The organism is Flavobacterium sp. N502540 (assembly GCF_025947365.1).
In the GTDB taxonomy this organism is placed as follows: domain Bacteria; phylum Bacteroidota; class Bacteroidia; order Flavobacteriales; family Flavobacteriaceae; genus Flavobacterium.
Window position 1 is genome coordinate 442,714 of the sequence record NZ_CP110012.1, and the last position, 20,841, is coordinate 463,554.

14 protein-coding genes and 3 tRNA genes are annotated in these 20,841 nt (G+C 36.3%); 8 read left to right on the top strand and 9 right to left on the bottom strand.

All coding sequences use genetic code 11. The features are described from left to right. Positions 1 to 13: 13 nt before the first annotated feature. The gene (locus tag OLM58_RS01970) at positions 14 to 1,192 is read right to left on the bottom strand and encodes a Pycsar system effector family protein (protein ID WP_264531002.1); all 1,179 of its coding nucleotides are present in this window, start codon (positions 1,190 to 1,192) and stop codon (positions 14 to 16) included. 26 nt (positions 1,193 to 1,218) lie between these two features. Between OLM58_RS01970 and OLM58_RS01975 the strand changes: the two genes are divergently transcribed. Then, positions 1,219 to 4,953, top strand: coding sequence for a metallophosphoesterase (locus OLM58_RS01975; RefSeq protein WP_264531003.1), 3,735 nt, complete (start codon positions 1,219 to 1,221; stop codon positions 4,951 to 4,953). 227 nt (positions 4,954 to 5,180) lie between these two features. Here the strand turns inward: OLM58_RS01975 and OLM58_RS01980 are convergent, their stop codons facing one another. Together OLM58_RS01980 and OLM58_RS01985 are read right to left on the bottom strand one after the other, a co-directional pair. Then, positions 5,181 to 6,041: an SdiA-regulated domain-containing protein gene (locus OLM58_RS01980; protein WP_264531004.1), complete on the bottom strand. Its 861-nt coding sequence runs from the start codon at positions 6,039 to 6,041 to the stop codon at positions 5,181 to 5,183. A gap of 68 nt (positions 6,042 to 6,109) precedes the next feature. Beyond that, a complete protein-coding gene (locus OLM58_RS01985) occupies positions 6,110 to 7,162 on the bottom strand; it encodes a hypothetical protein (RefSeq protein WP_017495218.1) in 1,053 nt (350 codons plus the stop codon). Positions 7,163 to 7,272: 110 nt separating this feature from the next. Here OLM58_RS01985 and OLM58_RS01990 point away from each other — a divergent pair, with 110 nt between their 5' ends. Genes OLM58_RS01990 through OLM58_RS02000 form a run of 3 tightly spaced genes read left to right on the top strand, consistent with a single transcriptional unit; the run spans position 7,273 to position 11,394 of the window. Then, positions 7,273 to 8,184, top strand: a complete 912-nt coding sequence (locus OLM58_RS01990; RefSeq protein ID WP_264531005.1) for an ABC transporter ATP-binding protein — start codon at positions 7,273 to 7,275, stop codon at positions 8,182 to 8,184. A gap of 3 nt (positions 8,185 to 8,187) precedes the next feature. After that, positions 8,188 to 9,024, top strand: a complete 837-nt coding sequence (locus OLM58_RS01995; RefSeq protein ID WP_264531006.1) for an ABC transporter permease — start codon at positions 8,188 to 8,190, stop codon at positions 9,022 to 9,024. 15 nt (positions 9,025 to 9,039) lie between these two features. Further along, positions 9,040 to 11,394: a T9SS type B sorting domain-containing protein gene (locus OLM58_RS02000; protein WP_264531007.1), complete on the top strand. Its 2,355-nt coding sequence runs from the start codon at positions 9,040 to 9,042 to the stop codon at positions 11,392 to 11,394. Positions 11,395 to 11,515: 121 nt separating this feature from the next. Here OLM58_RS02000 and typA read toward each other — a convergent pair whose 3' ends face one another. Next, the gene (gene typA, locus OLM58_RS02005) at positions 11,516 to 13,312 is read right to left on the bottom strand and encodes a translational GTPase TypA (protein WP_017495214.1); all 1,797 of its coding nucleotides are present in this window, start codon (positions 13,310 to 13,312) and stop codon (positions 11,516 to 11,518) included. Between the two features lie 168 nt (positions 13,313 to 13,480). Between typA and OLM58_RS02010 the strand changes: the two genes are divergently transcribed. Beyond that, positions 13,481 to 15,190, top strand: a complete 1,710-nt coding sequence (locus OLM58_RS02010) for a PAS domain-containing protein (RefSeq protein ID WP_264531008.1) — start codon at positions 13,481 to 13,483, stop codon at positions 15,188 to 15,190. Between the two features lie 5 nt (positions 15,191 to 15,195). After that, positions 15,196 to 15,609, top strand: coding sequence for a response regulator (locus OLM58_RS02015; protein WP_017495212.1), 414 nt, complete (start codon positions 15,196 to 15,198; stop codon positions 15,607 to 15,609). A 96-nt stretch (positions 15,610 to 15,705) separates the two neighbouring features. Here OLM58_RS02015 and rpsT read toward each other — a convergent pair whose 3' ends face one another. The 5 genes from rpsT to proS all read right to left on the bottom strand — a co-directional run bounded on the left by rpsT (position 15,706) and on the right by proS (position 17,970). Then, the gene (rpsT, locus tag OLM58_RS02020; RefSeq protein ID WP_017495211.1) at positions 15,706 to 15,957 is read right to left on the bottom strand and encodes a 30S ribosomal protein S20; all 252 of its coding nucleotides are present in this window, start codon (positions 15,955 to 15,957) and stop codon (positions 15,706 to 15,708) included. Positions 15,958 to 16,112: 155 nt separating this feature from the next. Next, positions 16,113 to 16,184: transfer RNA gene (locus OLM58_RS02025), tRNA-Glu, on the bottom strand. A 44-nt stretch (positions 16,185 to 16,228) separates the two neighbouring features. Beyond that, positions 16,229 to 16,300 (bottom strand) — tRNA-Glu (locus tag OLM58_RS02030). A 39-nt stretch (positions 16,301 to 16,339) separates the two neighbouring features. Continuing rightward, positions 16,340 to 16,411, bottom strand: a tRNA-Glu gene (locus OLM58_RS02035). A gap of 80 nt (positions 16,412 to 16,491) precedes the next feature. Then, on the bottom strand, positions 16,492 to 17,970 hold the full coding sequence (gene proS, locus OLM58_RS02040; RefSeq protein WP_264531009.1) for a proline--tRNA ligase: 1,479 nt from the start codon (positions 17,968 to 17,970) through the stop codon (positions 16,492 to 16,494). 101 nt (positions 17,971 to 18,071) lie between these two features. On the opposite strand from proS, the gene OLM58_RS02045 reads away from it, so the two are divergent. Both OLM58_RS02045 and OLM58_RS02050 read left to right on the top strand, forming a co-directional pair. Further along, positions 18,072 to 19,103: a hypothetical protein gene (locus OLM58_RS02045; RefSeq protein ID WP_264531010.1), complete on the top strand. Its 1,032-nt coding sequence runs from the start codon at positions 18,072 to 18,074 to the stop codon at positions 19,101 to 19,103. A gap of 44 nt (positions 19,104 to 19,147) precedes the next feature. After that, on the top strand, positions 19,148 to 20,737 hold the full coding sequence (locus OLM58_RS02050; RefSeq protein ID WP_264531011.1) for an OmpP1/FadL family transporter: 1,590 nt from the start codon (positions 19,148 to 19,150) through the stop codon (positions 20,735 to 20,737). Positions 20,738 to 20,841 lie beyond the last annotated feature (104 nt).

Sequence of the window (20,841 nt, forward strand, 5' to 3'; positions counted from 1 at the left end):
TTTAGTTGAGATTTTATATGGATTTGAATGCAATTACAAAAGAGATTACGGTAACAATGATACCGATCATAAAAAGATTGTAAGCAATACGCAGTAAATTATATTTACGCTGTAACACCAATCCTAAATAATACAAATCTTTTATCATGGTCGAATACAGGTAATCTTTATCCTTCATCATTTCGTTCATCGCCCAGTCATATTCTTCCAGAGGCATTTTGTAGAAATTCCCAAAGAATAATAAATTAATTTTCTTAGCTTCGATATCCTCACGTGTAAAAACACCGGTTGTTACTTTTGGTCGTGTAGACAAAATGGCAAAAATAATGGTCACCACGCTCGAAATCAACATGATAAAAGTAGGCACAACCAAATGCGCATTCTTCGGACTGTCTAATTTAGGGATAATCGTAGAAAGTGCAATCGAAATGATAATAGCATTTACAGACAATAAAATATTCGCTTTACTATCAGCAATCCCGCTTAAACGCGTATGATTTCCTAAAGTAACACGAAACAAGGTGTCGATACCACGATCCGGTTTTTCGATTTTATCTCTCTTTCTATTCTCTTCTTCGATTTTTTCGGCCTCTTTTTTTTCCTGCTTTTCAATCTTTTTCTGAACCATCAACAAATTCCTCTCTTTTAAAGGTTGCCATTTTCTAAGCGCATAATCCGTGTAAAAACGATGCTTGTTCATTAAAAAATTCAGGTTTTCTTTTGCCCATTCGGCGTTTGAAAAGTTTAAATTCCATGTATTCTTTAATTCAATTCGCAATAATTCGCAGGTCGTTGCATACTCAGTACCCATAAGATGAGCAAAATCGGCATCCTTGATTATTTTCTCCAAATGTGTTTTAGGAATATACTCTTTTACGGTGGCCAGAATCAAACCGGAAACCTGTGTTATGAATTCATCCGATAATTCTTTTTCCTTCAAAAAAGCCGTAGCAATTTTCACGCTCTCTTCTTCATGTTTTTCATAACCATTAATGTACCCGGTATCATGAAACCAGGCCGCCACTAAAAGTGCTTCCTTCTCCTCAGCCGTAACATCTTCCTTTTTGCAAAGCTCTTTTACAGCATTTACGACCGTTAAAGTATGGTTGAAATTATGATAAGAATATAAATTAGAAAGTTTATCTTTGAGTAAATTACTAACAAAATCTTCGGATTGTTCTATTAAATTCATAAAGAATATTTTTACACTACTAAATTATGAAATTGTTTTTGGATAATCATTTTATTGCGAAAATTAAAACCTGTTCTTTGGCAATAGCTGTCTTACTGCTCACCTATTCCTGTGCGACTCATAAAGCACAATATGGCAAAAATGTCAGTGCTAACGAAACGGAAAACGCAACAGATACCATAAAAATTGCACACACTTTTTATTTAGTGGGTGATGCCGGAAACGCCGACGAAGAAAAAGCACAACAAACTCTTGAACTACTGCATCAAAAGCTAAAAAAAGCGAGTAAAAAATCGACCTTACTTTTTTTAGGAGATAATATCTATCCGAAAGGTTTTCCTGCCAATAATGAAGGACCGGAAAAGGCTTTGGCCGAAACGAAACTGACCAATCAATTAAAACTTACCGAAGGATTTAAAGGAAAAACGATTGTCATTCCCGGAAACCACGATTGGTACAATGGTATCAAAGGTCTTGAACTTCAGGCTGAATTTGTTACTAAATATTTAAACGATAAAAAAGCCTTTTTACCCCGAAAAAGCTGTGCCATAGAAGCTGTTAAAATAGACAGCACAACTGCTTTAGTAACGATTGACAGTGAATGGTTTCTGGAAGACTGGAACAACCACCCTACTATAAATGACAATTGTGATATTAAAACCAGAGAAGATTTCTTTGACGAACTGGAAAGTGTTCTTAATAAAAATCAGGAGAAAACGGTCATTCTTGCCATACATCATCCCCTCATGAGCAACGGATCTCATGGCGGTCAATATTCGTTGGAAAAACAACTGTTCCCTCTAGAGCAAAAAATTCCGCTTCCGGTAATTGGCTCCTTTATTAATTTACTGCGAAAAACTACAGGTGCCAGTCCGCAAGACATTCAAAACAAACAATATACTGCTTATGCCAAGCGCATTAAAACGCTGCTGCAAAAACAAAAAAATGTGATTGTCGTTTCCGGCCACGATCATAATCTGCAGTATGTAAACAAGGAAAATATTAAACAGATTATTAGCGGTGCGGGATCAAAATCTGAAGCTGCAAGGGCAATTAATTCAAATGATTTCTCTTATGGAGGAAACGGTTATGCCACCTTAACTTTATTCAAAAGCGGAGATGCGAAAGTTTCTTTCTTCGGAAATGAAAACAACCATGAAAAGCTACTTTTTGAGCAGGAAATTATAAAGGCTAAAGAAATCAACTGGGCTGCTGATATTCCGAATAATTTCCCTCCTAAAATTACAACTTCTATCTATTCTCAAAAAATGACTCAGAAAAGTCTGTTTCATAAATTTCTTTTCGGAAACCACTATAGAAAATATTACAGCTTACCCATTGAGGCTAAAACCGCAACTTTAGACACTTTAATGGGAGGTCTGAAACCTATTCGTGAAGGTGGCGGACACCAGTCTAAATCTTTAAGAGTATCTGATCCTAAAGGCCGTGAATATGTGATGCGTGCTATGAAAAAAAGCGCTACACAATTTTTACAATCTGTAGCTTTTAAAGATCAGTACATTGTTAATGATTTTGAAAACACCTATGCAGAGAATTTCTTACTGGACTTTTATACTACTTCACATCCCTATACTCCCTTTGCGGTGGGCAATCTTGCCGATAGAATAGGGCTGGCGCACAGCAACCCTATTTTATACTACATTCCGAAGCAAAATACTTTAAAGGAATTCAATTCGAATTTTGGAGATGAGTTATACATGGTTGAGGAAAGACCTGCCGACAATCATCTGGAAGGGAAGAATTTTGGAAATCCAACCAATATTATCAGCACATCGGACATGATGAAAAACCTTCATAAAGATGAAAAATATACCGTTGACGAAAACGAATACATAAAAGCCCGTTTGTTTGACATGCTTATTGGCGATTGGGACCGACATGACGACCAATGGCGTTGGGGAGAATATAAAAAAGAGGGAAAGGTCATTTACAAACCTATTCCCAGAGATCGCGATCAGGCTTTTTCGAAATATGACGGAACTTTGCTTTCGCTGTTAATGAACATTCCCGCACTTCGCCACATGCGTACTTTTAAAGACAAAATCGACAATGTAAAATGGCTTAACAGAGAACCTTACCCGCTTGATCTGGCCTTTTTAAGAACTGCAGAAGAAAAAGACTGGATTGCTCAGGCAAAATACATTCAGGAAAACTTAACCGATGCTGACATTGACAATGCTTTTAAAAGTTTACCAAAAGAGGTTCAGGACGAGACGATTAAAGACATTCAACAGAAATTGAAAAGCAGAAAAAAAGACCTTCAAAAATATGCTTCAGAATACTTTGACGTTTTGAGTCATACTGTAATGATCGCCGGAACAGATAAAAAAGATAAGTTTGTAATTCGCCATAGCGCCAAAAAAACACTCGAAATTCAGGTTTTCAGGGTTAAAAAAGAGGGCGACGAATTAATATACACTAAAACCGTTACCGACGCTAAAACTTCCAACTTATGGATTTACGGTTTAGATGATAATGATACTTTCCAGGTAACCGGCAATGAAAAATCGAAGATAAAAATTCGCTTAATTGGCGGACAAAACAATGATACGTATAACATTGAAAACGGAAAAAGAGTGATCGTTTATGATTTTAAATCAAAACAAAACACCTATAATCTGGATTCAAAAACCGGAACTCAACTAACAGATGACTACGACGTTAACCTTTACAATTACGAAAAGCCAAAATATAATGTGATTTCAGGACTTCCAAATATGGGTTACAATCCTGACGATGGTGTAAAGCTCGGTTTTAATCTAAATTATACCATAAACAATTTCAAACAAAACCCTTACACCCAAAAACATGTATTAAACGGTTTTTATTATTTCGCAACGGAAGGTTTCGAATTGAATTATGCAGCACATTTTCCGGGCTTGCTTGGCAAGTGGGTTATTGACGTTGAATCGCAATATACAACTCCAAATTTTACAGTGAATTATTTCGGATATGGGAATGAAACGGTCAATAATACAGAGCAATTCGGAATGGATTACAACCGCGTTCGCATTCAGAAGTTTAATGTTTCAGCGGCCATCAGACATGTTGGACGATATGGAAGCGAGTTTAGCATCCAGCCCATGTTTCAACAAATGAGAGTAGAAGAAACTAAAAACCGATTTATTGATATTCCAAACATCATTAATCCGGAGATTTTTCAAAGTCAGACCTTTGGTGGTGCGAAAATCAAGTACCATTTCAAAAACTCCGACTTTGCTGCGAAACCTACTTTGGGAGTTACTTTCATGATCTCGGCAGCGTGGTTAGCAAATCTAAATGAAACCAAACAAAACTTCCCGACTCTTGAAAGCCTTTTAGGATTTACCCATAAAATTGATTCTAACGGAAAGCTGGTTTTAGCAACACTTTTAAAAGGAAAAGCGATCCTAAATAACAATTACGAATTTTATCAGGGTGCAGCTTTAGGAGGCGATACTGACTTACGCGGTTATCGAAATGAACGCTTTCTGGGAAGTTCTTATTTTTCTCAAAGTACTGATTTACGCCTTAGCATCGGTAAAATTCAAAAAACAATTGCTCCGTTAACGTACGGAATACTGGGTGGTTTTGACTATGGAAGAATTTGGCTTGACGGTGAAAATTCCCGAAAATGGCATCAGGATTATGGCGGCGGACTTTGGCTGAACGCCATCAATGTGCTAACCGCAAGAATTACTTATTTCAAATCTCCTGACGAAACCGGAAGAGTCATTTTTGGAGCGGCTTATAGTTTCTAGTTTTAGGCTCAAAGGGACATAGTAACAAAGGTTTTTGCCACGAATTCACGAATTTTAAATTAAAAATTATTCGTGAATTCGTGGCAAACTTTTTATTTTAAAGGTACTGAGGTTCTAAGATCCTAAGCTTTCTTTCTCAGTATTCAAAAATGATACAGTAAACTAAAATTCGTGAATTCGTGGCAAAAAAACTTAGAGCCTCAGCACCTCAGTACCTTAGTCCCTTTTTATTTTAGCTTAAACTCATAAACATTCCCACCAGTCTTGTTTGCCTTCTCATCGGCAATCAGCAAAGTGTTGTTGTCTTTAAAAACGATAGCTTCTTTTTGCGAAAAGTGATCCAATTTAATTTCCGTTTGCGATCCTTTATGAAACAAATCATTTTTATACCGTTTAAACAAAACGATTTTATCATGACTCAGCAAAGCTACTTTTTTACCATCAGGGCTAATAGTTGCACTTGTTAAAACACAATGATTGTAATTATCGCAAGTCTTAAACTCCCCTATTTTAGTCGCTTTCTGAGTTCCCGGAGCATTTAAAATTTTATAAATAAAGGCCGTTCCATCGAAATTCTTACTACGGTTTTTGGTAAACAGATAAAAATAATTCCCGTGTTCAAAAAAGCCTTCTACATCATAGAACATTTCCTTTTTCTTCGGAGGAAATTCCGTTTGTTCCGGATAGGAAAATGAAACCTTATACTCTGCCACTGCTGAATCTTTATTCAACTGATTCTTATTGACTTTATAAATACACAAATCTTTACGCTCGTTGTCGTTATTTCCAAAATCTCCTATATAAACATTCCCGCTTTTGTCTTTGGTAATATCTTCCCAATCTACATTAGTCGCATTTGAAACAACAATCGATCGGGCAATCTTCCCATCTGATTTTATCGCATAAATTTCATTTTTATTACCACTGTCTTCTACCGCATAAATTAAATTCGTTTCAGGAAAATACGTAATTCCAGAAACTTCTTTTAGCTTCTTCGGAAGTGCGTATAACGTTTTTAAATTTGGATTGGATTGTTGCTGACAAGCCAGTAAGGCTATAGAAGCCCCAAGTAAAAAAAACTTTTTCATAATATCTTCTTTTAATTTAACCTAACTAAAATGTGCTAACCACCAAAGATTTCTATTGAGTGCGGTATTTAAAGCAGGTTTGTATTTTTAAAATTGCGTGTAATAAATTCAAAAGCAGCAAACATAATATGTCCCATAGATTTGGCATTCTTGAACTTCATATCATTGGTATAACGGTACAATTCCATTTTTAGTTGATTCAGATGCTCTTCTGTCGAAATCGTATCGTGACACATGATGTTCAGCAGTTTTTTGATTCTGGTTTCGGCAGAATGGATACGTTTCGCCAAAATCGCTCTTTCCTCATCCTTGTACTGAATAATTGACCGGTCCTCCAGTTTTTCTTTAATCAATTTGATCATCGGATAATTTTCTTTGAAAAACTGCGGACGATACACTTTAAAATTCCCTTCATAACATTGCTGGTCAAAATCAATTGGACGGATTTTATAAACTACCTGATCGAAGTCATGAATGGGAACAATCACATAATTATAAGCACGCATGTCACCCAAAAGCCTAATCATACAACGTTCGTTGAACTTCACAAACTCTTTTGCAATTTGTGACTTTTCCATTTCCGTACAACTATCTAATAAAGTATCCATAAAAACATCGCCCGGGATCCCGATAATATGCTCTTCAATTAAAGTATCCTTAAAAACCAAAAAATTGATTTTATCCGGCGAAAGAATATCCTCCAGCTCTAATCCGTAAATTCTTGAAGCATCTGCTTTTTTGATATAAAAATGAACATAATTATCATTGAGAATATTACGAACTTTTATTCGGAAAGGTTTAGAATTTCCAAAAGTACAGTAATCAATTGCATCAATATTCAAATACTGAATGATCTCGTTATTTCCATCAGAATGTAAAAGGGAATAGATTTTTTTCAGATTCAGATCGATCTCATTTCTCTCAAACTCGCTGTAATACACTCTGATCCATAAAGTATCCGTTTCATTTTTATCATAAACATTAACCGAGCCTGAAAATCGCAAAAGATCATCATAGAACACCGATACTTTCGAAATACGTTCGTATCGCTCTAAATAACTAAGAAGAGATGGCATTAAAGGATAAGACGGTTTTTTCAAAACCATTAAAGGTTCGCTCATATTTTTGAATATCTTTATTACAAATTTAAATGAATAGCATCATATAAATAAATTTAGCGTAACAAAATAAAAGTTGAATCGTCTTACCTATAACTAAAACCGAAATAAATTTGGAAACCATACTTACTATCGAGAATCTTCACAAAAGATACGGGCGTATTCAAGCCTTAAAAAATGTATCTTTTGAAATACAAAAAGGCCACGTTTATGGCATCTTAGGCCCTAACGGAAGCGGTAAATCGACCACTTTAGGAATTGTCCTGAATGTTGTAAACAGAACTTCGGGAAACTATACCTGGTTTGGAGGAAAGTTACAAACACATGAAGCATTAAAAAAAGTAGGCGCCATCATCGAAAGACCCAACTTTTACCCGTACATGACTGCCGAAGAAAACCTGAAACTGGTTTGTAAAATAAAAAGCATCAATTACTCTAAAATCAGTGAAAAGCTTGACCTAGTTGGACTCTCCGAGAGAAAAGACAGCAAGTTCAGCACCTTTTCTTTGGGAATGAAACAGCGTCTGGCTATTGCTTCGGCACTCTTAAATGATCCGGAAATTTTAATTTTAGACGAACCTACAAACGGTTTAGATCCACAGGGAATTCATCAGATCAGGGATATAATTAGAAAGATTGCATCACAAGGGACTACTATTTTACTGGCCTCTCACCTATTGGACGAAGTAGAAAAAGTATGTTCGCATGTAGTTGTTTTACGCAAAGGAGAAATTTTATACTCTGGTTCAGTAGATGGAATGTCAGCCAATGAAGGTTTCTTTGAACTTCAGTCTGAGGATAATCTGGCGTTGAAAACCATATTAGGAACACATCCGGCAGTTGAAAAAATCACAGAAGAAGACGGCAAAATCCTGGTCTATCTCCACTCTGATTTATCCGCTTCTGAACTCAATCATTTTCTGTTTTCTAAAAATATCGCTTTGAGCCATCTGGTAAAACGCAAAAACAGTTTAGAAGCGCAATTTTTAGAATTAACCAAGAACGCCATTATCCAAAACAACTAAACCATGAACAGACTAATTTCTATAGAACTACAAAAAATCTGGAAAAACAAAGCCAGCCGAGTCCTCACTTTAACTTATTTCATACTGCTTTCGTTCATCGCTTTAATGGCTTCGATCAAATTTGACATAGGCCCTTTTAAATTCCATTTGGCAGAAATGGGTATTTTCAACTTCCCTTTCATTTGGCATTTCAATACTTATGTAGCCGCCTTACTTAAACTTTTCCTTGCAATCGTAATTGTTTCTATGATGGCCAATGAATACAGTTACGGAACTTTAAAACAAAACTTAATTGACGGTTTAAGCAAAAAAGAATTCATTTTATCCAAATTTCTCACAGTTGTACTATTTGCATTAGGCTCGACTATTTTTGTGTTTATAATGAGTTTGATTCTTGGATTTTGCTTTTCATCTTATACCGAATTTGATGTTATTCTGATGGATTTGGATTATCTTCTTGCCTTTTTCGTAAAACTCACAGGCTTTTTCGCATTCTGTTTGTTCTTAGGAATTTTAGTAAAACGCTCGGCTTTTGCCTTAGGTTTTCTTTTGGTATGGAGTATAATAGAAGGAATTGTGAAAGGAGTTTTGATCTTTAAGATTTTCCCTGACAGTTCAGTAGGTCACTCAATCATGAATTTTTTCCCGTTGGAAGCTATGTCAAATCTAATCATTGAGCCTTTTACAAGATTATCCGTAATTCGTTCAATAGGAACACAAATCGGAGTAGAAAACACCAAAGATTATGGCGTACACTATACCTCGATTATAATCGTTCTGATCTGGACATTCTTATTTGTTTACTTCTCATACAAGCTATTAAAAAAGAGAGATTTGTAGTATATTTGTTGTACTATGAACTATTTTAAAATCTTATCACTAGTCTATTTTGTGTGTTTGCTCTCTTTAAAAGTAAACGCACAAAATATTAGTATAGACGATACGAGAACTCCTGAAGATTTAGCAAAAAATGTTTTAATTAACAGCGCTTGTATCAATGTTGCTAGTGTTAATGCAACTGGAAATCCCGCTAATACGGGTAAAAGTTATGCTTATTTTAATTCGGGTGGAGGTAGTTTTCCCTTTTCAGGAGGTATTGTTTTAAGTACATCACCAAGTACAAATGCTTCCGGTCCATTTATAAGATCAAACTCTATAGGCGATACTAACGATAAGTGGCTGGGTGACTCAGACTTAGACCAGGCCTTAAACAATAACAAGAGTAAACAGGCAACTGTTCTCGAATTTGATTTTATTGCTTTAGCCAACTCCATCAGCTTTAATTATATTTTTGCTTCAAACGAGTACCAAACCTACTATCCATGCATTTATTCTGATGGTTTTGCTTTTTTAATAAAAGAAGCAGGCACTAGCGATCCTTATAAAAATTTAGCCGTCTTACCCAATACAACAACCCCGGTTGCTTCTACAACAGTTCATACCAAAATTGAGCCCGCTTTTGCCAATGGTACCAACTATCCGGGATGTGACCCTTTAAATGAAAATTTTTTCAATGGCTACAATACCATTAATAGTCCTATAAATTACGCCGGGCAAACTGTAGTTATGAATGCCCATACAGATGTAATTCCCAACAAAAAATACCACTTAAAACTGGTAATTGCTGATGATCCGACTGGGCAATATAACTCGGCTGTTTTTATAGAAGCCGGTAGCTTTATTTCTAGAATAAATCTGGGGACCAACAGGACAATTGCCGATAAAAACCCAGCCTGTTTTGGAGAAGATATTACCTTAGATACACATCTGGACAGCAATCTTTACACTTTTAAATGGTTTAAAGAAACTACCCCTGATAACTATGTAGAAATTTCTCCGGCAGAAACCGGTTCTGCCTATACTGTAACAACCTCTGGCAATTATAAAGTTGAAGCCACACTAATAGGAACAACTTGTGTTGCCACCGGGAAAATTAAAATTGAGTTTGCTCCTGAAATTCTGTCCACCAATACCTCATTAGTGCAATGTGACGATGATACCGACGGACTATCAGTCTTTGACCTTACAAAGGTCGCTAATATTGTTAAAAACAATGTTGCCGAAACGCTGAACAAAGGGTACTACGAATCATTAGCTGATGCTCAAACTAAAACAAATCCAATTTCAACTCCTGAAAAGTACAATAATAAATCCCAAAATCAGGTCATTTATGTCCGACTTGAAAACCAATATGGCTGTAGTAAAATTGCAGAAGTAACGTTGCAAATTTCCAACACCACAATTGCCCCTCAAAATCCATTTGCAACTTGCGACGGAGATGACAAACAAGACGGGTTTTATCAATTTGATCTTAATACACAGGTAACTCCTCAACTTTCGACAGGCTTATCTTCGGCCATCACTTTCAGTTACTTTTTAAATGCAAATGATGCTCTGACAACTACAAATACATTACCTAGTATCTTTAAAAACACTACCGCTTTTACCCAAACCATTTATGCTAAAGCCACAAATGGACCCGATTGCTACGACATTCTTCCCATAACTCTGGTCGTAAACACTTTTGATCCCGCTAATTTTCAAGACGAATCAAAATACTTGTGTAAAGGTGAGCAGATTACCCTGGATGTCGCCACTGGTTTCGCCAGCTATTCATGGAATACCGGAGCTTCTTCGAACTCCATTACCGTAAACACCGCCGGTGATTATTCAGTACTTGTAAAAGACGTTAACGGCTGCGAAAAAACCAAAAAATTTAAAGTAATACTCTCCGAACCTGCACTTATAATCGGTGCAGATACAAAAGATTTCTCCGGCGATGAGAATTCAGTTTTAATTCAATACACAGGGGTTGGTAATTATGAATTTTCATTGGATGGAAGTTTTTTTCAGGATGCCCCATTATTCACTAATGTCAAACCCGGAGTTTACAATGCTATAGCAAGAGATAAAAACGGTTGCGGACTATCAAACCAATATCAGGTTTACATTGCAGACTACCCGAGATTCTTTACTCCAAATGGGGATGGTTATAATGATTTATGGCTAATTAAAAACTCCGATCAGCTTCCGGTTTACAAAATATTCATTTTTGATCGTTATGGGAAATTACTCAAACAAATGGATCAAAATACGCTGGGCTGGAACGGCCAGTTTAATAACCAGCAATTGCCAGCAGATGACTATTGGTTCAACCTTCAATTTGTTAATGGCAGAGTCATAAAAGGTCACTTCAGCTTAAAAAGGTAAAAACTTCACACTTCTTATTCCGGAAATCTGGAAAGAAATTCCTGTCCGAAAATTCCAAGACAAAAAAAAAGCCAAATTCCACTGATTGGAATTTGGCTTTTTATATTGAATTTTAAACTCCTTAGAATTTAAATCTTTTTCTATCAGTTTCTGTCAAATAGATTTTTCTCAAACGAATAGATTTTGGAGTAACCTCTACATATTCATCTTTTTGAATGTACTCTAATGCTTCTTCTAAAGAGAAAATGATTGGAGGAATAATTCTCGCTTTATCATCTGCTCCGGAAGAACGAACGTTAGATTGTTTTTTCTCTTTCGTTACGTTAACACACATATCATCACTACGAGAGTTTTCTCCAATTACCTGACCTTCGTAAATTTCGGCATTTGGTTCAACAAAAAACTTACCACGATCTTGTAATTTATCAATAGAATAAGGAATAGCTTTTCCTTTTTCCATAGAAATTAACGAACCTTTGTTACGTCCGGCAATTTCTCCTTTATAAGGCTCATATCCAATGAAACGGTGTGCCATAATAGCTTCACCAGCTGTTGCAGTAAGTAATTGGTTACGCAATCCAATAATTCCACGTGATGGAATATTAAATTTAACGATCATACGTTCCCCTTTAGTTTCCATACTCAACATTTCACCTTTACGCATGGTAACAAACTCTACCGCTCTACCTGAAAGATTCTCTGGCAAATCGATTGTTAATTCCTCAATTGGCTCACATTTTTGACCATCAATTTCTTTGATGATAACTTGTGGCTGACCAATTTGCAACTCATACCCTTCTCTTCTCATTGTTTCAATAAGAACAGATAAGTGAAGTACTCCACGACCAAAAACCATGAATTTATCAGCAGAATCAGTTTCACCTAACTTCATCGCTAAGTTTTTCTCTAATTCTTTTGTCAATCTTTCTCTAATATGGCGAGAAGTCACAAATTTACCTTCTTTACCAAAGAAAGGAGAGTCATTAATAGTAAATAACATACTCATTGTTGGCTCATCGATAGCAATAGATGCTAAACCTTCAGGATTTTCAAAATCAGAAATAGTATCACCAATTTCGAAACCTTCAACACCAACAATAGCACAAATATCTCCTGCAATTACTTCTGTTACTTTTTTACGTCCAAGACCTTCAAAAGTATGTAATTCCTTAATTCTTGATTTTGTTACGGCACCATCTCTTTTTACCAAAGAAATTGGCATTCCTTCTTTTAAGACACCTCTTTCTAAACGACCGATGGCAATACGTCCTGTAAAAGCAGAGAAATCTAAAGATGTAATCAACATTTGAGGATTTCCTTCTGAAACTTTAGGAGCAGGTACATTATCAACAACCATATCCAATAATGCTTCAACATTATCCGTTACGTTTTCCCAGTGGTCAGACATCCAGTTGTTTTTAGCAGAACCATAAACTGTTGGAAAATCCAACTGCCATTCTTCAGCACCTAATTCAAACATTAAGTCAAAAACTTTTTCATGAACTTCTTCAGGAGTACAGTTTTCTTTGTCCACTTTATTGATAACTACGCAAGGCTTAAGACCTAAGTCAATCGCTTTTTGTAATACGAAACGAGTTTGTGGCATTGGGCCTTCAAAAGCATCCACTAGCAAACATACACCATCGGCCATGTTCAATACACGTTCTACTTCACCTCCAAAATCCGCGTGGCCAGGAGTGTCAATAATATTGATTTTTGTTCCTTTATATTGAACTGATACGTTCTTTGAAGTAATAGTAATACCTCTCTCACGCTCTAAATCGTTATTATCAAGAATTAAATCACCTGTGTTTTCGTTGTCACGAAATAATTGACAGTGATACATAATTTTATCAACCAAAGTGGTTTTACCGTGATCGACGTGGGCAATAATTGCAATGTTTCTAATAGATTCCATCTGTGATTTTTAATGGGTGCAAAGGTACACTTTATTTTGATATAAAAAACGTTTCTGCGATAGTTTGCGTAGAGACAAGTAATTAGTAACCCAAAAACAATGTAAATTTAAGTCTAAATTGAACTTTTGTTATTGTTTAATTATAGTTAATTTAACTATATTTGAGTGATGAAAAGTAAAACTCTCCAAATTACTCTAGTTTATATTATCATATCGTTATTTGTGGCAATCATCTGTCATAAATTACTTACGACTTACTTTTCAAAGACCGATTACTACACTGTTTTTTTTTTAAAGGACATTTTTTTCATCCTGAGCACTGCACTGTTTTTCAAATACATACTTTCTAAAAACGAGAAAAAAAACATTGCTATTTTCAAAAAATTAAAAGAAACAAACGAAGAAATAAAGGAATCAAACGAAAAATATGACATTGTAGCCAAAGCAACAAGTGACACCATTTGGGATTGGAAAATCCAGGAAGACAGCATCAATTGGAACAAAGGAATAGAAAACGTTTTTGGATACAATCCAACGGAAGTTGGAAAAACATCCAAATGGTGGTTTGACAAGATTCATCCGGAAGACAGCATCAGAATGTCTATCAAACTATACTCTTTTATAGAACAAAAAACAGAAAAATGGCAGGATCAGTATCGTTTTAAATGTGCCGACGGGAGTTACAAATATGTTTTGGACAGAGGTTTTCTTCTCAAAGATGAAAACGGAAGAGCCATCAGAATGATTGGAGCCATCCAGGACATCACCAAACAAAAGGAAGAAGAACAGCGATTAAGACTTTTAGAAACTGTAATTACACAATCTAAAGATTCCATATTAATAACGGAAGCCAATTCTCCGGATCGAAAAATACCTAAAATTGTTTACGTAAACCCTGCTTTTTCACAAATGTCAGGATACATGTCAAATGAAATAATTGGAAAATCTCCCAATATCTTCAAAGGTCCAAAATCCGATTCAGAAGAATTAAAAAAACTCTTAAGAGCTATAAAAAATGAAGAAGAGTGCCTCATTGAGACTATAACCTATACTAAATCAAAAGAAGAATACTGGGTAAGATTCTCCATGATCCCTATTTTTAATACCGAAGGCATCATTTCACACTGGATCTCCATTCAAAGAGACATTACCGATGAAAAGAAACTAGAGACGGAAAAAGAACACTTAATTAGAGAATTAACTCAAAACAACAAAGACTTAAAACAATTCTCTTACATCACCTCACACAATTTACGTGCACCATTATCCAATTTAATCGGACTATTAAACCTTATTGAGGACATACCGGTCGAAAACGAAGAACTCGAAGAAATCCTGTCCGGTTTTACAAAATCAACACATTTGCTAAACGAAACCATTAACGACTTAGTAAAAGTAATTATCATCAAAGACAACCCTTCTATGCAAAAAGAGGAAGTCTCCCTACAAGAAGTTTTTGAAAATGTATTTAGCCAGCTATCGTTTCAAATTGAACTGCACAAACCCATTATCAAACTCAAATTCGATAAAGTTCCGTTGCTAAACACAAACAAAGCCTATATCGAAAGTATTTTATTAAACCTACTGACCAATTCCATAAAATACAAATCAGAAAACAGAAAACTAAAAATATCCATTACAGCAGAACAAATCGATCATAAAGCAGTTCTAACTTTCAAAGACAACGGAATTGGAATTGATTTAGAAAGAAACCGTGACAAAGTCTTTGGGCTGTACCAACGATTCCATAACTACCCCGACAGTAAAGGACTGGGTTTATATCTTGTAAAATCACAAGTCGAAACCATGGGAGGAACCATCAGTATTGACAGTGAAGTCAACAAAGGCACCACATTTACAATAACATTCAAAAACTAACTCATATGCTGGAGCAAATTTTATGTATAGACGATGATCCAATCACGTTGATGTTATGCAAAAAAGTAATTTCGAAATCATCATTCTCAAAAGAAATCATCACAGCTCAGAATGGCGAGGAAGCATTACACCATTTCAATACACTTAAATATACCAACAACAAAAACAAAGCAAACAAAAAACCGGAACTGATTTTTTTAGACCTAAACATGCCCGTAATGGGCGGTTGGGAATTTCTGGATCATTTTACCTCTCCGGCTTATAAAGAATTCAATACCGCCAATGTAATTGTCCTCTCCTCCACTATTGATCCTGAAGATTTGGCTAAGGCTAAAAAATACCCCATTATAATCGATTTCCTTTCAAAACCAATCACTCTTCCAATGCTGGAGTATCTTAAAAAGAAAATTGGAATTTAACCCCAAACATCCCTTTACCCAACAAATCGCGAACAGTATATAACAAAAAAAAGTCCTCAAAAGAGGACTTTTATATTTTTATCAAATTGCAATTAATTACAATTTAGCAACATGTTTAGTTAATTTAGACTTCAAGTTAGAAGCTTTATTATCATGAATGATGTTCTTTTTAGCTAATTTATCAATCATAGAGATAACAGTTGATAATTTAGAAGATGCATCAGCTTTATCAGTAGCTAATCTTAACGCTTTAATAGCATTACGAGTAGTTTTATGCTGGTATCTGTTAAGAACTCTTCTTTTTTCGTTACTTCTGATTCTTTTTAATGCTGACTTATGATTTGCCATTTTCTTTTAATTTTTAGATGTAATAATTATTATAAATACTAGTTAAAAAAGAAAAACCTCCCACAATTATAAACAATCACTTTGGTTTTAACTAATAAAACAAAAACCGAGACACCAATTTTTATTTTATAAAACTTATTTACAACTAATTTTTGTAGTCTGTAAGGGAATCGAACCCCTGTTACCAGGACGAAAGCCTGGAGTCCTAACCCCTAGACGAACAGACCATCATCGTACTAAGTTTTCTTCAATTTAAAGAAATTGAAATTTGTAGTCCGTGGGGGAATCGAACCCCCCTTACCAGGATGAAAACCTGGCGTCCTAACCGATAGACGAACGGACCATTACATCAAGTTAAATAACTTTGTCGCAGAAAAAAAAGTAGTCCGTGGGGGAATCGAACCCCCCTTACCAGGATGAAAACCTGGCGTCCTAACCGATAGACGAACGGACCGTGTATTTCTCTAATGCGGATGCAAAGATACATCTATTTTTTAGTTGCACAATAGCTGATGCAATTTTTTTTATTTTTTTTTAATACGCCTTAGCAAAAAGCACTCTTTTAGAAGATGGATTCCCAGTAAACACACAGGTTCCCGCTTCTTCAACAGCATCCAAAGGAATACAACGAATCGTTGCTTTTGTCAAGTCTTTTATCTTCTCTTCAGTAGCTGCAGTACCATCCCAATGAGCCGATACAAAACCACCTTTTCCATCTAAAATTTCTTTAAATTCCTCAAAGCTATTTACTTCCGTAATATGCGTATCTCGATAATTCAATGCACTATTGAATAAATCAACCTGAATTTGCTCTAAAAGATCATTTACATAATTCACAATTCCGTCATTAGAAACAACCTCTTTAGTCAGTGTATCACGTCTGGCAACTTCAAAAGTTCCATTTTCTAAATCTTTTGGTCCAACCGCGATTCTAACCGGCACCCCTTTCAATTCCCATTCTGCAAACTTAAATCCCGGCTTCTGAGTAGTTCGGTCGTCATATTTAACAGAAATCTTCAACTTTCTTAATTTAGCCGTCAATTCACTAACTGCAGCCGTAATTTCTGCCAATTGCTCGTCTGTTTTATAAATCGGAACAATCACCACCTGTATTGGCGCTAAATTTGGAGGCAATACCAATCCCTGATCATCAGAATGCGTCATAATCAACGCTCCCATCAAACGAGTCGAAACTCCCCATGAAGTTCCCCAAACATGCTCCTGTTTTCCTTCGGCATTGGCAAACTTAACATCAAATGCCTTAGCAAAATTCTGTCCTAAAAAGTGAGAAGTTCCTGCCTGCAATGCTTTTCCATCCTGCATCAACGCTTCAATACAATAGGTTTCATCAGCACCTGCAAAACGTTCTGTTTCGGTTTTCAATCCTTTTACAACCGGAATTGCCATAAAGTTCTCTGCAAAATCAGCATACACATGCATCATTTTTTCAGATTCTTCTAAAGCTTCAGCTTTTGTAGCATGAGCCGTATGCCCTTCCTGCCACAAGAACTCAGCAGTTCTTAAAAACAAACGAGTACGCATCTCCCAACGCACCACATTCGCCCATTGATTAATTAATAAAGGTAAATCTCTGTAAGACTGAACCCAGCCTTTATAGGTAGACCAAATAATCGCTTCACTGGTTGGACGAACAATAAGCTCTTCCTCCAGCTTTGCATTTGGATCTACAATAAGCTTTCCGGGTTTCTCCGGATCATTTTTTAATCTATAATGGGTTACAATAGCACACTCTTTCGCAAATCCTTCTGCATTTTTCTCTTCTGCTTCAAACATGCTCTTAGGCACAAATAAAGGAAAATACGCATTCTGATGTCCTGTTTCTTTAAACATTCGATCCAATTCCGCCTGCATTTTTTCCCAAATAGCGTATCCGTAAGGTTTAATAACCATACAGCCTCTAACTCCTGAATTTTCAGCTAGATCCGCTTTTACAACCAGCTCGTTATACCATTTTGAATAATCTTCTGATCTTGTAGTGAGGTTCTTACTCATATCGAATAGTTTGGCACAAATTTTGTTTTAATAATTTTAACTAAATAGTTTGACAAAACTAACTATTTTTGTAATGTGCAACAATAAAAAACACCACAGATATGAAAACTTCTATTTCTTTCCGCCAAAACTCAAGTCATTTTTACTTAATTGGATTATTGAGTTTTCTATTAGCATCGTGTGGTTCTTACCAAAACACTTCCTATCATGACAACGATGGAGTTTACGGAGGTTCACCAAGAACGTATGCTCAAGCAAATACCACAAATAATCAATATAAAGATTACTTTAGATCCTTACAAGACGACAATCAGCCAACGGAAATTTTTACAGATGTTGACAGCTATGGCAATTATGCTGTAAATGACAGCACAAAAACCGTTAGCAACTACCCTGCCTGGGGAAGCGCAACCACTGATGTTTCTGTAAACATATATTCTAACCCTTCATGGTCGTTAGGATTTGGTTTTGGCTACGGATACCCTTACTATGGTTGGGGTTACGGAGGATACTGGGACAACTATTGGGGATACCCTGGCTACTGGGGAGGCGGATGGGGATATCCGGGATGGGGATATACAGGATGGGGCTACCCTGGCTATTGGGGATCTGGTCACAGATACGGATACAACAACTACTCTTATAACTACGGAAGAAGAGGTTCTGCCGCTTATTATGGAGGAAGAAACTATTCTTCCGGAAACTATATCACAAACAGAGGCTACAGCACCAACAGAACTTACAACTCTAACAGAGACTACACCACTACTAACCGCAACTATAACAGTAATAGAACCTATAGCACAAACAGAAGTGATTTCTCTGATTCAAGAAGAAATGCGTCTGCAAACGGAAGAACATACAACAACTCCTCACCAACCTTTACCAACAGAGGAAACACAACTCAATATAACAGCACTGATTACAGCAACAGAAGATCATCAAGCAACTACAACTCTAACAGAAGTTACAACAACTACAATAATAACAATTCTGCACCAACAAGAAGCTACTCTCCTAGCCCATCCCGTTCAATGAATAGCGGCGGTGGCGGCGGAGGAAGATCGTATAGCGGCGGCGGTGGCGGCGGTGGCGGAAGATCATACAGTGGCGGAGGAGGCGGAAGAAGATAATCGCCTCTTTCGTTAATCACAAAATCACACTAAAAACTATCCAAATGAAAAAAATATTATTCCTACTTATTACAGGACTAACTGCCAGCGTCTCACATTCTCAGGAAGTATCAGATGCCGTACGTTATGCGCAAGACAATTTAACCGGAACTGCAAGATTCAGAGCTATGAGTGGTGCTTTTGGAGCCGTTGGAGGAGATTTTTCCGCTATTTCCGTAAACCCTGCAGGATCGGCAATATTCTCTAATAATCAGGTTGGAGTAAGCTTTAGCAATCAAAACATCAAAAACAACTCCAACTATTTTGGAACAGGAATTAGTGAAAGCAAAAATTCTTTTATCCTCAATCAGGCGGGTGCTGTTTTTGTTTTTCACGATCACAACCCAAGCAACAACTGGAAAAAAATTGCGATTGGAGCCACTTACGAAAACACCAATAATTTCGACAACAGAATTGTTTCAGTAGGAACAAACCCAACAAATTCTATTGACGGTTATTTTTTATCTTATGCCAATAACGGAAACGGAGGAGCACCAGTACCGCAAGAATTTGTAAATCTGACAAATAACGAATCAATTAGCGATCTTTATCGCTATTTAGGCTCGAACTTACCAAATGGTCAATACCGCAACCTATCAGGATTCTCAGCTCAACAAGCCATGCTAGGCTACCAGGGATTCGTCATAAACGCTTCTGACCCGAATAACCCGAACAGTACTTACACCACAAATGTGCCTGCAGGAAATACCCCGGGCAAAGGAAATTATTATCAGGAAAATGAAATTTTCACGAGTGGATACAATAGTAAATTGAGTTTCAATATTGCAACTTCCTACAAAGACAGACTTTATTTAGGTGCTAATCTAAATGTGCATATCACGGATTACAGAAGATCCAGCAGTTTTTACGAAGACAATGACAACCCAACGCAATCAACCCCAACAATATCAAGTTTACGCTTCAACAATAACCTTTATACCTACGGAAATGGCTTCTCTTTTCAACTTGGAGCTATCGCCAAAGTCACTAAAGAATTCCGACTTGGACTGGCTTACGAATCCAATACCTGGTACGAACTTTACGATGAACTTTCACAAAGTTTATACACAACCTTACAAGCAACCGGCGGACAACCTATTAATAAATCAGTTAATCCTGATGTAGTCAATATTTACGAACGCTACACCTTACAAACACCGGGAAAAACCACTTTCAGTGCCGCTTATGTATTTGGAAAATCCGGATTAATCAGTATTGACTATGCCATTAAAGACTATAGCAATACCAAATACAAACCTGGCCGTGATTTTACAGGAATCAACAATCAACTAAGCAATCAATTGACCAATGCAGGTGAATTGAGAGTAGGTGCCGAATATAAAATAAAACAATTAAGCCTGCGCGGCGGATATCGTTTTGAAGAGAGTCCATACAAAGACGGAACTACGATTGGAGACTTAAACAGTTACTCAGGTGGTTTAGGTTATAATTTCGGAAGTACTAAAGTCGATTTAGCCTATTCTTATTTAGAAAGAAAATCGAATCAGAGATTTTTTGAAACCGGCTTCACAAACGGAGCAAAAATCAACTCAAAATTAAACAATGTAACACTTACTTTATTATTTGAATTGTAATTAGAAATGAATTAAAATCTCCGTCAGGCTCTTACTTGACGGATTTTTTTTAGCCCTGATGGAAGCGGCATCCTTTTGTGTCCGTCGCGGCGGACACAAAAGAT